This window comes from Streptomyces sp. NBC_00448, from assembly GCF_036014115.1.
GTDB lineage: Bacteria > Actinomycetota > Actinomycetes > Streptomycetales > Streptomycetaceae > Actinacidiphila.
Genome location: NZ_CP107913.1, coordinates 9,140,519 through 9,152,027 on the forward strand (window position 1 = coordinate 9,140,519; position 11,509 = coordinate 9,152,027).

The 11,509-nt window shown below is 70.3% G+C and carries 14 protein-coding genes and 2 pseudogenes; 12 read left to right on the top strand and 4 right to left on the bottom strand.

The features are described from left to right. Positions 1–60: 60 nt before the first annotated feature. Positions 61–462 (bottom strand): DDE-type integrase/transposase/recombinase, encoded by a 402-nt coding sequence (locus OG370_RS39170; RefSeq protein ID WP_328472927.1) that lies wholly within the window; start codon positions 460–462, stop codon positions 61–63. A gap of 217 nt (positions 463–679) precedes the next feature. On the opposite strand from OG370_RS39170, the gene OG370_RS39175 reads away from it, so the two are divergent. Next, positions 680–844, top strand: coding sequence for a hypothetical protein (locus OG370_RS39175; protein WP_328472929.1), 165 nt, complete (start codon positions 680–682; stop codon positions 842–844). A gap of 326 nt (positions 845–1,170) precedes the next feature. Here OG370_RS39175 and OG370_RS39180 read toward each other — a convergent pair whose 3' ends face one another. Together OG370_RS39180 and OG370_RS39185 are read right to left on the bottom strand one after the other, a co-directional pair. Beyond that, entirely contained in the window at positions 1,171–1,542 is a 372-nt protein-coding gene (locus OG370_RS39180) for a DUF805 domain-containing protein (RefSeq protein ID WP_328472931.1), read from the bottom strand. Between the two features lie 348 nt (positions 1,543–1,890). Further along, entirely contained in the window at positions 1,891–2,685 is a 795-nt protein-coding gene (locus OG370_RS39185; RefSeq protein WP_328472933.1) for a hypothetical protein, read from the bottom strand. Between the two features lie 339 nt (positions 2,686–3,024). Between OG370_RS39185 and OG370_RS39190 the strand changes: the two genes are divergently transcribed. After that, a complete protein-coding gene (locus OG370_RS39190) occupies positions 3,025–3,213 on the top strand; it encodes a CsbD family protein (protein ID WP_328472934.1) in 189 nt (62 codons plus the stop codon). 60 nt (positions 3,214–3,273) lie between these two features. Continuing rightward, positions 3,274–4,578, top strand: coding sequence for an AI-2E family transporter (locus OG370_RS39195; protein WP_328472936.1), 1,305 nt, complete (start codon positions 3,274–3,276; stop codon positions 4,576–4,578). Between the two features lie 39 nt (positions 4,579–4,617). Here the strand turns inward: OG370_RS39195 and OG370_RS39200 are convergent, their stop codons facing one another. Further along, entirely contained in the window at positions 4,618–5,265 is a 648-nt protein-coding gene (locus OG370_RS39200) for a TetR/AcrR family transcriptional regulator (RefSeq protein ID WP_328472938.1), read from the bottom strand. A 65-nt stretch (positions 5,266–5,330) separates the two neighbouring features. Here OG370_RS39200 and OG370_RS39205 point away from each other — a divergent pair, with 65 nt between their 5' ends. From OG370_RS39205 to OG370_RS39245, 9 genes and pseudogenes are all read left to right on the top strand, one after another. After that, positions 5,331–6,392: an oxygenase MpaB family protein gene (locus OG370_RS39205; RefSeq protein WP_328472940.1), complete on the top strand. Its 1,062-nt coding sequence runs from the start codon at positions 5,331–5,333 to the stop codon at positions 6,390–6,392. 195 nt (positions 6,393–6,587) lie between these two features. Further along, positions 6,588–7,205, top strand: a complete 618-nt coding sequence (locus OG370_RS39210) for a MarR family winged helix-turn-helix transcriptional regulator (protein WP_328472942.1) — start codon at positions 6,588–6,590, stop codon at positions 7,203–7,205. A gap of 216 nt (positions 7,206–7,421) precedes the next feature. Continuing rightward, positions 7,422–8,845, top strand: a pseudogene (locus tag OG370_RS39215) (IS4 family transposase); the annotation flags it as partial. Beyond that, a pseudogene (locus tag OG370_RS39220) lies at positions 8,839–8,922 on the top strand (carboxymuconolactone decarboxylase family protein); the annotation flags it as partial. The pseudogenes OG370_RS39215 and OG370_RS39220, both read left to right, overlap by 7 nt. A gap of 71 nt (positions 8,923–8,993) precedes the next feature. Further along, complete coding sequence (locus OG370_RS39225; protein ID WP_328472944.1) at positions 8,994–9,428, top strand: cupin domain-containing protein; 435 nt, start codon at positions 8,994–8,996, stop codon at positions 9,426–9,428. Beyond that, a complete protein-coding gene (locus OG370_RS39230; RefSeq protein WP_328472946.1) occupies positions 9,425–10,282 on the top strand; it encodes an aldo/keto reductase in 858 nt (285 codons plus the stop codon). Before OG370_RS39225 ends, OG370_RS39230 begins: the two co-directional genes overlap by 4 nt. 67 nt (positions 10,283–10,349) lie before the next feature. Next, entirely contained in the window at positions 10,350–10,598 is a 249-nt protein-coding gene (locus OG370_RS39235; protein WP_328472948.1) for a hypothetical protein, read from the top strand. Between the two features lie 17 nt (positions 10,599–10,615). After that, positions 10,616–11,287, top strand: coding sequence for a nucleotidyltransferase domain-containing protein (locus OG370_RS39240; RefSeq protein WP_328472950.1), 672 nt, complete (start codon positions 10,616–10,618; stop codon positions 11,285–11,287). Continuing rightward, positions 11,200–11,418 carry a hypothetical protein gene (locus tag OG370_RS39245; RefSeq protein WP_328472953.1) on the top strand — a complete coding sequence of 73 codons (219 nt, stop codon included), beginning with the start codon at positions 11,200–11,202 and terminating at the stop codon, positions 11,416–11,418. Before OG370_RS39240 ends, OG370_RS39245 begins: the two co-directional genes overlap by 88 nt. Positions 11,419–11,509 lie beyond the last annotated feature (91 nt).

Sequence of the window (11,509 nt, forward strand, 5' to 3'; positions counted from 1 at the left end):
GAGGGGGGCGTGGGCGAGCTCGATTTCGTTAGGAAAGTTTCCTAACTACTTGAACTCGTGTCAATCCCTTGAGCACAGGCTTGAATCTGTGGGGATCTTGGTGTTCGCGGCGCACCAGCGTGACCAGCGGCGTCGGCCAGGTTTGTAGAGACCGATCGTGGACTCCATCAGCGCGTCGTCGTAGGCGTCACCGACGCATCTGATGGAGGCTGCGATGCCCTCGCGGTGCAAGTGTTCGGCGAGGGCGAAAGAGGGTCGCGACGACCAGTCGAATCCGCCTTGCGACCCTGCATCGCTGTGGTGTACCAGTTGGCCGGGCTGGTGGCGGTTGCCTTCTCGGTCGCGCTGCCACAGGCCCATCTCGACTGCGGCCAGGACGAGTTCGGTGTGTTTGGTGGTGGCCGCGGACCAGCCGACGATGCGGCGGGAGAAGGTGTCGACGACGAAGGCGACGTAGACCATGCCGGCTCAGGCCGCGACGTGGGTGAAGTCCGCGACCCAGGTCCGGTTCGGAGCTTTGGCGACGAGGTCGCGGTCGACCAGATCGGACCCGACGGCGATCAGCCCGTGCTGGACGGCCACCGAGCCGCAGCGAGGACCATGCCGCGGCGATCTCCCGCTGGTCGCGGACCACTTCCGCGAGTACGGGGCTGTCCAGATCGACGGGGAAGAGCCTGCCTTGGTCTTCGCCAGCGAGGGCGGCGGGCATCTGTTCGCACTGGCAGGCTCCGGGCGGATCTGGAGGTCGACAACCGCCTCGTGGTTCGATCGGTTCGACCTCGCCGCAGCCAGCGTCCTGGAGTTCCTCGAAGGGCTTTCTCGTCAGATCAGCAGCCCGATCTGACCGGATGCTCGCTCGCGACGGGTGCGTGAGGATGCGGATCTGACGGAGCCGGAACGAGGCCCGGCCATGGCCTACAGCTGGTACCAGTCGTCCCCGGCGGCGCGCAGGCTGCGGCCGAGGTAGTCGCGCAGGTTGTTCTCTCCGACACCGCCGCGGCGCCACCCGGCACCCCGGCGGGCACCGCCCACCCGACGTCCGGAGGGCCCCCGGGCGAACGGATGACGCCGACCGGCGCAGCGAGCGCGGGAGGCCGGGACCTTCCGGAGGCAACGGGTGGTTGCCGCCGTCTCCTACCGCACCACCCTCATGCTCTGCCGGGTACGTCGTCAGGCGGGGTGGGTCGCTCCGTGGAACGCGCGCCGGCGGGGGTCCGGGCCGTGCTGGTTGGCGCCGTGGTCGCCGTCGAGGGCCTCCAGCACCACGAGGGCGATCCAGCCGAGCACGGGGATGATCACAAGCAACTGCCACCAGCCGGTCCTGCCGGTGTCGTGCAGCCTGCGGCACCCTGCCGCCAGGCTGGGGACGATCACGGCCAGGGCGTAGAGCACGTCCGGCAGCCTGCTGCCGATCGCGGTGTCGACGGCCACCAGCGCCGCGGAGATGAGGATGTTGATCAGGATGAAGCTCCAGTATTCCGATCGGGACGTGCGCCCGCTGAATACGGCGTAGTTCCTCCAGGCTTCCTGGTATCCGTGCATCACGGCCTCCCTTGGATCGGCCTGCTGGGAAATCGAGTGGAAAAGCTGCGTTGACCGTTCCGCTGCCCTGCTTCCCCGGTGGGAAACGGCTGGTTCGAGCCACCCGTGCGCTGCTTTGCACCCGTCCCGGAATCACGGCGGATTCGCCGATCGACGGCCGGGATTCCGGACCCGGCGCCGCCGGCTCCCCTGCCTCGCCGAGGTTTTGACGGGGTGACGGCAGGCGATGCGGGAAGTGAGTCCGCGTATCGATCCGCGGTCGTCGGATCTGGGGGACCGGCATGAGGAAATCCGGTTCGCCGCCTCAATCGCCGCCCCTGCGGCGCCGTTCGTGCCGGCATGGCGCGGTCAGGCGGGGAGCACGGCCATCGAGCCCGACACCGTCCGCAGCGCGATGACGTGCGGGCCCCCGCCGTGCCGCGGCACCTCCACCCGTACGTCGGCGGAAGTCGCGGCCGAGGTGACGGAGTAACCGTCGAGCGGCGGCACCCGCAGGGCCACCGAGGCGGACGTCGCGTTCACGCTGAGCCGGTCCGGCGCGTGCGAGAAGCCGATGTCCGCGCTGCCGGAGGTGACGGTGAGGCCGGCCTGCCGCGGGTGCAGCCCGCTCGCGGCCAGACGGTCCGAGGCGACCGTCACGTCCAGTCGGCCGCCGAGCCCGGACAGCGTGGTCTGCCCGGAGGTCTGGCGCAGCCGCAGGCCGGTGCGGCTCGGCACGGTGACGGACAGGTCGCCCGCGCACGGCACCGCCGTACCCGTGCCGTCCGCGCAGACCACGGTGACCGTGCTCCCGGCGGGGCCCCGGCCGGTGCGGGCGGTGATACGCGCGCGGGACCCGTCCGCACGCGCGAACGTGCCCGACACACCGTCAGCGTCGGCGTCGGCAGCGATCCGGACCCGGCCGGAGACACCGTCCAGGACGAGAAGATCGGCGCCTGCGGTGCGGAAGGCGGTCGGATGTCCTGGCCCGCCCGTGGCCGCGGGACCCGGGTTCCCGGCCGGGTCGGCCGACTCGTGGTGCGGCCCGCGGCCGGTGAGGACGACCGCGGCGATCACGGCGAGGGCGGCCGTCAGCGCGACGATCAGCGGAAGCGGCCGGGCCGCCCGGCGCGGGAACCGGTGCGTGGCGTCAGGGGTGTCCATGCCCTGCCGTCTGCCCCGGTGGTCGGGAAACACCTCCGCCAGGGGTCGGCCACGAGAGGGGCGAGCCCACCCCCACGGGGAGCCTGTCCACTTTTCCGCTCTCGCCGTCAGTAGCCTCGCCTCGCAGATCCGGACGTTTCCGTGCCCGGGTCGTGTCCGCCGAACGGTGGGTGTACCTGGAGGGCCCGTCACGGCATCCGGTCTCTTCCGCGCGGGCACCTTTCCTCCTCCGGTCGATCAAGGAGACATCCGTGAGGGGTGAACCGCGCCGCACGGGACAGGTGAAGGGATGGCTACCGCGACGCGGTGGCGGACCGACGCTTCTACCGAGGAGTTGTCATGGGTGGCAGCGAGAAGACCGACGCCAAGGTCGACCAGATCAAGGGCAGGGCCAAGGAGACCGTCGGGCACGCGGTCGGCAACGAGCGGCTCGAAGCCGAAGGCCGCGGCGACCAGGCCAAGGGCGACGCGCGCCAGTCCGTCGAGAAGGCCAAGGACGCGGTGAAGGACGTCATCAAGGACGACTGATCCGCCAGGCGCCACCCGGTGAACACCCGTAGCCGGCCCCGGGCGAGGGAGGGACCGCACATGCATGACACACCCGCCCAGGCGGTGCCCACGCCCGCGGGACCGCGCCTGGAGGCGCCGGACCCGCTCGGCACGGGAGAGGCGGACCCCGAGGCAGCGGGAACCGGCGAGTCGGACGCCGGCGGGCCGAAGATCGTTCGGGCCGCGGGCCGTTCGGCGGGGTCGTCCGGCACCGGCGGGACCGCAGCCACCGACGACGTCGCGGCTGTGGACGACACCGCGGCCGCCGGCACACCGGCCGGGCGCGCCGCACGGCCGCGCCGCCTCGTCGGAATGGCGGCGGCCGGGCAGTCGTGGTTCCGGACGGGCTTCGGCCTGGCGCTGGGCGCGATCCTGGCGTGGCTGGTGGCGCGGACCGTCCTCAGGCTGAGTGAGCTGCTGACGCTGCTGCTGCTCGCGGTGTTCATCGCGGTGAGCCTGGAGACGCTGGTCGGCGGGCTGGTGCGCCGAGGGCTGCGCCGCGGCTGGTCGGTGGCAGTGGTGGTGGCCGGGTTCGCGGCGCTGCTGGCGGGCTTCCTCGCGCTGCTCATCCCGCCGGTCACCGCCGCGGTCGACGCGCTCACCACCGGCATACCCCGCTGGCGCCGCCAACTGCGCGACCACCACTCCACGTTGGGTCGGCTGGAGGACCACTACCACGTCATCGAGAAGGCGCAGCAGCAACTCGGCTCAGGCGGTGCCTCCGAGGTGGCCGGTGGTGTGGTGGGCGCGGGGCAGATGGTGATCAACGTCGTCACCTCCGCCGTCATCGTCATCACCGTCACCTTGTACCTGATGGCCGCGCTGCCGACGATCAAGCAGTTCTGCCACCGGTTCGTGCCGGGCTCCCGGCGGCCGCGCGTGGAGGCCGTCACCGAGGAGATCCTCAGCCAGGTCGGGCGGTACATGCTGGGGAACATCGCGACCTCCGCGATCGCCGGTGTCGCCACGTTCGCGTGGTGCGCGGCGATCGGCGTGCCCTATCCCGCGGCGCTGGGCTTCTTCGTCGCACTGATGGACATGGTCCCCATCGTGGGCTCCACAGTGGGCGGCATCGTGGTCAGTCTCGTCGCGCTGATCGTCTCCTTCCCGGTGGCGCTGGCCACCGCGGCGTTCTACGTCGGCTTCCGCATCGCCGAGGACTACCTGATCATGCCGCGGGCGATGAAGTTCGCCGTGGACGTCCATCCGGTGGTGACGGTGGTCGCGGTGCTCGCGGGCGGCTCCCTGCTCGGCGTCATCGGCGGGCTGGTGGCGATCCCGGCGGCCGTCGCCCTCGGGATCGTGCTCGACGAGTATGTCTTCCCGCGCACCGATGCCGCCTGACCCGCAGCGCACCGCCCGATCGGGGCCGGTGTTCCGGCGTCATCGGGCCGGCAGGACGGCGCTCAGGATCGCCCGCACCTGGCCGAGCAGGTGGGCGAGGTCGAATCGGCCGGGCTGGGTGAGGGCGATGCGGCCGAAGTGTTCCGCGCAGGCGACGAGCGCGTGCGCGAGAACCTGCGGGTCGAGGGCGGACTCGCCGCGGTCGGCCAGCACGACGGAGAGCCAGGATTCGACTTGGCGCCGGAAGCGCTCCCGGTCCGCGTCGATGCGGTCGCGGACGACGGCGGGCGTGGTGCCCGGTGTGAGCAGGATCAGCCGCCAGGTGTCCGGGTCCTCGCGGAGCATGGCGGACATCCGGCGTACCGCCTCGGAGGCGAACGCGATCGGGTCGCGCAGGTCCGCCCTGCTGGGAACCGTCTCCAGCAGGGCGGCGAAGGCGCGGGCCTGCTGCCGGTCGAGCAGCGCGCCCAGCAGCGCGTCGAGGTTGTCGAAGGCCCCGTAGACCACCGAGCGGGTGACGCCGGCGCGCTTGGCGACGGCATCGACGGAGACCCGCTGGTAGCCGTCGCTCACGATCACGGCCAGGGCGGCGTCGAGCAGTTGCTCCCGGCGTTCCGCGATCGGCACGCGCGGGGCGTAGGGGCGCCGCTTGCGCGGGGTGGCTTCTGAAGAGGCGGACGCGGACACCTTGGCAGTTTACGACACGTGTGACTTAATTTAAGTCACCAGTGCCGTAATCGATGGGTGGCAGCATGGCCGGACTGAGGCGCAGCGAGGTACAACCGCACGACGACTACGGCTTCTTCGGCCCTGGTTCGGTGGTGTGGAAGGTGTGGGGGTACCCGACGTCGCTGACGGTGGGCTTCCAGCGGGCGGTGGTGGTGGAGGAACTCGACCCGCCCCTGGTCGCCGCGGTCCACCACACCCAGGGGATCTACCGGCGCCCTCGCACGCGTTACGACCGGACCCTGCGCTACTTCGCGATGGTGGCCTTCGCGGGCTCGCGCGACGTGTGCACGGCCGCGGACGTCCTGGTCAAGGTCCACTCCAAGGCGATCGGCCGGCTGCCCTACGGCGACGGGACCTACGACGCCAACGACCCCGCCTCGCAGTTGTGGATACAGCTCACCGGCTGGCACTCCATCCTCTACGCCTACGAGCGGTACGGGCCGGGGAAGCTCACCGACGAGGAGGAGCAGGAGTACTGGCAGGCGTGTGCGGTCGCCGCGGAGTTGCAGACGTGCTCCTCCGACGACGTTCCCCGCACTCGTGAGGGCGTCCGGGCGTACTTCGAGCGGATACGGCCGCGGTTGTCCGCCAGCCCGATCGCCCGGCAGGCCATGCGGCATCTGCTGAAGAGCGAGAACGTCCTGCCCCCGGCGTCCCGTTGGGCGAGGCCGGCCGACCTCGTCGCCGCGAAGGCACAGCGGATCGCCACCATCGCCACCATGCCGCGCTGGATGCGTGAGCTGGCGGGAATCCGGCAGTCGGCTCTCCTCGACCTGCTGATCGTGCCCGTCATGAAGGTCGCCTTCGCGGTGGTGCACCTCAGCCCACGGCTCGAACTGCGGCTGCTGGCAAGGCTTTCCCCGTCCACGGTGCCGGTGGTCGCACCGGTGAAGCTCGGCATCCCCCCGTGCCGCGAGGAGGTGCTGACGCCTGCCGAAGCCCGCGCCCGCCACGGCTTCGCCAGCCCCGCCGCCGCGCATCCCGACCTCCGGGCCCGGCAGGCCGCGCGCGTTCTCGACGACGGCAGGACCCCCAGCGAGCAGGCGCTCGTGGAGTCTCAGGAGATCCTGGGACCGCTCGCCTAGCACTCCAGTGAGAGCGCTCCGTATGTCCTGGTCAGCGGCCTGGTGGCGGTGAGCGAAGCCGGGCTGCTGCGGGGCCGGGGGCAGTTCCGCGGGGAGGTCGCACGAAGGTGTGTCCGCGCTGTTTGTAGTGGCAACGACGTGCGTGTGCTTGGTGCCGGCGGCGCCAATGGGACCAGGCCAGCGTGTGGTCGCGGGATGGATGGCGGTGGTGGGCGCATCTTCCGCAACGCGGCAGGGGGCTACGTCGATTCCGCTGCCTACGGAAAGACGTGGGCGCGGGCACGGCTCTCGCTGCTCCTCGCCCGGATCGGCACCACCTTGGAGACCGCCGCCGACGAATGGCTCGCCCCCAGCGGGCTGACCGGGCGGGACTACGCGGTCCTCCTGACCCTCGCCACCGATGCTCCGGACGCGCAGCAGCAACTCGCCCGGCTGCTCGGCAAGGCACCCGGTATCGCCGTCATCGCGGTCGACCGCCTCGAAGAAGCCGGGCTCGCAGAACGCCGGCGCAATCCGGCCGACCGCCGCCACAGCCAGGTGGTTGTCACCGCCCCCGGAGCACGAGCACTCAAGACAGCCGACAACATCGTCGGCCAAGGGCTCGCACAACTCCTACCGGGGTTGAACCGTCAGAATGCGCGTTCCTCCGCGACCTTCTCGCCTGCGGCGTCCGGCAACCACCCACCACACACGGGAACTGAAGCAGTCCCGGAGCGCCGTACGCGTGGACATGCCTTGGGCGTCGAGATCGGCGACATTTGCGTGACCCCTTGCCGTCGGCGACGTTCGCCCAGCTGGTTTGAGCTGCACTGATCTTCGTGGAGTCCTTGAAGCCTGGGTTACGATTCCGGGCGTAAGGAGAACCACGAGCAATGCCAGCACCCCGTAAGTACCCCAAGACCGCGGAGTTAGGGCCGATCCGTGTCTGTCAACCGGATCGGGCTATTTCGAGGAAGCGCAGGTCAGGGCAACGGGGCTCCTGGTAGAGCAGGGAAGCCGACCAAGGTCTTCCCGCTCGAAGGAGCCCCGTTGTCCGTTCAGTGTTCCACCGTCACGCTCACGTCGTCGATTACCGTCGCCGATGGTGTCTTCGCTCCGGGGCATCTCGGCGAACTGACCCGGCAGTTGCCCTTCGAACTCATCGATGACGTGCTGAAACGCGTCGGCGGTGCCCAGCGGAGGCTGCGGCTGCTGCCCTCGAGGGTGGGCGTGTACTTCGTGCTGGCACTGGTCCTCTTTCCGACGCTGGGGTACGTGCGCGTGTGGGACAAGCTCACCGCCGGGCTGCGCGGGCTTCTTCCCCGGGGCCCTCGGAGAAGGCCTTGCGAGAGGTCCGCAGGCGGCTGGGGGTCGCACCGCTCCGGTTGCTGTTCGAAACGTTGGCCGGCCCCGTGGCACAGCCGAACACACCCGGAGTGAGATACCGATGCTGGCGCACGGTCGCCTTCGACGGGTGCAGTTCCACCAAGGCCCCTGACCGGCCGCGAGTCTGTGCGTGGCTGGGCAAGCACAAGCACCGCTATGGCACGGACGGATACCCGATGCTCAAGATCATGGTGCTGTGCGAGACCGGAACCCGGGCCCTGCTCGGCGCAGTCTTCGGACCGACGCCCGAGAAAGAGACCGGTTATGCCGAGCAACTGCTTCCGCTGCTGGACGACGGCATGCTGCTGCTGAACGACCGGGGCTTCGACTCCGACGACTTCCTCGCGAAGGCCGCGGCCACCGGCGCCCAATTACTGGTACGGCTCAAGGGCACCCGGACACCTGCCCGTTGGGCGCCGTTGCCGGACGGGACGTTCCTGACCAGGATCAACGGGACCAAGCTGAGAATCATCGACGCGCGCATCACGGTGACCACGGCCAAAGGGCTGCGGCTGGAAGGCCACTACCGGCTGGCCACCACGCTGACCGATCACCGCCGCTATCCCGCCGCCGAGCTCGTGGAGCTCTACCACGAGCGCTGGGAGATCGAATCGGCGTTCTACTCGCTCCGTCACACCTTGCAGTGCGGCCTGGTACTGCGCTCCCAGGACGCGGCCGGCATCCAGCAGGAGTTATGGGCTCACCTGACCGTCTACCAGGCACTGCGCCGGGCGATGGTCGAGGCCGTCGAAACAGTCCCCGGCGCAGACCCGGACCGCGCCTCCTTCACCGTCGCCCTGGAGACCGCGAAAGACCAGGTCATCGCCGCCGCCGATATAGTGCCCGAGACCGGACCAGGCCAGATCGCATCGGCAGTACTGCACAACCTGCTCCCGCCCCGCCGGGCACGTGTCAACCCGCGTCGCGTCAAGTGCCCGATCTCCCGCTACGCCGCCCCGCCCGACCAGGCACAAGTCCTGGGCGCCTCCAGGATCGCCACCATCGTGCACTCGACCGCCGGACTGGGCGCCGACGGACGTCGCGACCGAACACTTCAACTCCTGCGCACTGACCCGCGCCGCACCTGGCCTTCTACGCCGGTTGGCCCAACGCCATGACCGCGATCACCCAGCTGAAGAAGATCGCCGACGGGCACACCGCCTGACCACCGGCGCGAGCAGGGCGACGACACCCCGCACGGCCGGTGGGGCGTGCTGAACCAAAGGAAAGAACGAGATGGCGAGCAACGGATTCGACCAGATCTTCCCCCTCGGCGAGAAGAACGACGCTTTCGCGCGGTACTTCGTCGGCCAGAGCTACCTGGCTCCGCTCGCCTCGGGGAGCGTTTTCGTCAGTAACGTCTCCTTCGAGCCGGGCTGCCGGAACAACTGGCACATCCACCACGGCACCGCCGGGGGCGGGGATCAGATTCTGCTGTGCACGGCGGGCAGCGGCTGGTACCAGGCCGAGGGCGAGCATCCCGTCAGCATGGAACCGGGAATGGTGGTCCGCGTCCCGGCGGGCACGAAGCACTGGCACGGCGCGAAGGCCGACGCGTGGTTCTCCCACGTCGCCTTCATCACCCCGGGCGAAGACGTCAGCAACGAATGGCTCGAACCCGTCACCGACGAGGCGTACGGCGAGCTGCCGAAGAACGGAGCGAACTCATGAGCGTCCTGGACGAGACCTACACCCTGTCCAACGGGGTCGAGATTCCCCGGCTGGGGCTCGGCACCTGGTTCATCGACGACGACAAGGCGGCCGACGCGGTCCGCGCAGCCGTGGCGATCGGCTACCGCAACATCGACACCGCCCAGGCGTACGGCAACGAGCGCGGTGTCGGCGAGGGCGTGCGCACCTCTCCGGTGCCCCGCGACGAGCTGTTCGTCTCCAGCAAACTCGCCGCGGAGATCAAGGACCACGACCAGGCGGTCGCCGCGATCGACGGCTCTCTCGTGAAGCTGGGCCTGGACCACATCGACCTGATGCTGATCCACAGCCCGCAGCCCTGGGACGACTTCGGCGGCGACGGCTACGACCAGGGCAATCGCGAGGCATGGCGTGCCCTGGAGGAGGCCCACCGGGCCGGCAGGGTCCGATCCATCGGTGTCTCCAACTTCCAGCAGCACGATCTCGAGAACATCCTTCAGGGCGCGACCGTCGTCCCGCACGTCAACCAGCTCCTCGTGCACGCCGGCAACACCCCCTTCGAGCTGCTGGCCTACTGCGAGAGCAAGCAGATCCTCGTCGAGGCGTACTCCCCGATCGCCCACGGTTCGATCCTGCAGAACGCCGAGGTCCAGGCGGTGGCAGCGAAGTACGGGGTGTCCGTCCCCCAGCTGTGCATCCGCTACACCCTGCAGCTGGGCACCGTGTCGCTGCCCAAGACGGCCAACCCCGACCACATGCGGTCCAACGCCGAGGTCGACTTCGAGATCTCCGGCGATGACATGGACGTCCTGCGGGGCCTGCGCGACGTCGACTACGGCGAGCACAGCGTCTTCCCCGTCTACGGCGGCAAGTGACGCCGGACGAGCGCCGCACCCTGTGCCGGCCTGACGCCATCAGCGGCAGCTCGGCGGTGCACTGGCCGTGGCCGTCTTCGGCACACGGATCACCGGCGCGGCCGGCTTCCAACACGGCCTGCGCATCAGCCTCGTACTGGCGGCCGTCATCGGCCTGGCCGCCGCCGTGGCCGCCAGCCGGAGGGTCCTCAAGTCCACCGACGCTGATCCGCACCTTCGCCACCTGCGTGTGCGGCTCGGACCTTGGGGACTTGGGTTCCTTCCGGCGCCGGCACCGGCGGCTTCGCCCGTTTCGGTGATGTTCCCTGCCGGGTGATGTTCCATACTGGCCGGATGGGCGCCAAGACCGAGCTGTTCCATGCCGTTCCCGCCGACGTTCGGCCCTACCTGACAGAGCTCGTACGCCGCACGGGCGAGGTGTGCGGCCCCCGGCTGACCGGGGTGGTCGCGGTCGGTTCCCTCGCGCTCGGCGACTACCGGCACGGCCGCAGTGACATCGACGTCACGGTCGTCGTGGAGGGCCCGCCTCCGGCCGCGGCCCTGCGGGCACTGGCCGACGCACTCGATCACCGGCGGCTGCCCTGCCCGGCGGCGGGGCTGGAACTGGTCGTCTACGCAGCGGACTTCGCCCGTGTCCCGTCCGGGGCGGCCGGCTATCTGCTGGATCTCAACACCGGCGCCCAACTGCCGGGCCGGGCCGCCTTCGACACGGGCGGGGCCCCGTCGTTCTGGTACGTCATCGACCGCTCCGTGGCCCACCAGGACGGTATCGCGCTCTACGGCCCGCCCGCATCGGAGGTGATCGCGGCGCCCCGGCCGACGGACCTGTACACCGCGATCCGGGACTCGGTGCGCGAACACGGCGACGGTGAGGGGCATCTCGCCGACAACCGGGGGTCCTCAACGGCTGCCGCTCCGTGGTCTACTGCCGCACCGGGCGCTGGTTCGCCAAGCGCGACGCGGCCGGGCAGGTCGCCGCCGCGGAGGAGGAGTTCCGTCCGCTGATCGAGGCCGCGGTCCGCAGCTTCGAACGTCCACGCGCCGCCGCGCTGCCCCTGCCCGGTCCGCAGGTCCGGGCGTTCCTCGCCTGGGTGCGCGCCCGTGTCGAGGAGAACGCCGCGGCGGCCGGCGCCTGACAGGGCATGGTCGCGGTGGACGCCCTCCAGGTCGCCGTGCCGGCGGCGCAGCCGGTCCCGGACAGCGCCGGGCCGGTTCCTCGACGACGAG

What these genes read in the sequence shown, in the direction of transcription:
- OG370_RS39240 (WP_328472950.1), top strand. Translation starts at nt 10,616, where the DNA reads ATGGGCGCCAAGACCGAGCTGTTCCATGCCGTTCCCGCCGACGTTCGG.
- OG370_RS39230 (WP_328472946.1), top strand. Translation starts at nt 9,425, where the DNA reads ATGAGCGTCCTGGACGAGACCTACACCCTGTCCAACGGGGTCGAGATT.
- OG370_RS39195 (WP_328472936.1), top strand. Translation starts at nt 3,274, where the DNA reads ATGCATGACACACCCGCCCAGGCGGTGCCCACGCCCGCGGGACCGCGC.
- OG370_RS39170 (WP_328472927.1), bottom strand. Translation starts at nt 462, where the DNA reads ATGGTCTACGTCGCCTTCGTCGTCGACACCTTCTCCCGCCGCATCGTC.
- OG370_RS39205 (WP_328472940.1), top strand. Translation starts at nt 5,331, where the DNA reads ATGGCCGGACTGAGGCGCAGCGAGGTACAACCGCACGACGACTACGGC.
- OG370_RS39225 (WP_328472944.1), top strand. Translation starts at nt 8,994, where the DNA reads ATGGCGAGCAACGGATTCGACCAGATCTTCCCCCTCGGCGAGAAGAAC.
- OG370_RS39185 (WP_328472933.1), bottom strand. Translation starts at nt 2,685, where the DNA reads ATGGACACCCCTGACGCCACGCACCGGTTCCCGCGCCGGGCGGCCCGG.
- OG370_RS39210 (WP_328472942.1), top strand. Translation starts at nt 6,588, where the DNA reads ATGGATGGCGGTGGTGGGCGCATCTTCCGCAACGCGGCAGGGGGCTAC.
- OG370_RS39180 (WP_328472931.1), bottom strand. Translation starts at nt 1,542, where the DNA reads ATGCACGGATACCAGGAAGCCTGGAGGAACTACGCCGTATTCAGCGGG.
- OG370_RS39190 (WP_328472934.1), top strand. Translation starts at nt 3,025, where the DNA reads ATGGGTGGCAGCGAGAAGACCGACGCCAAGGTCGACCAGATCAAGGGC.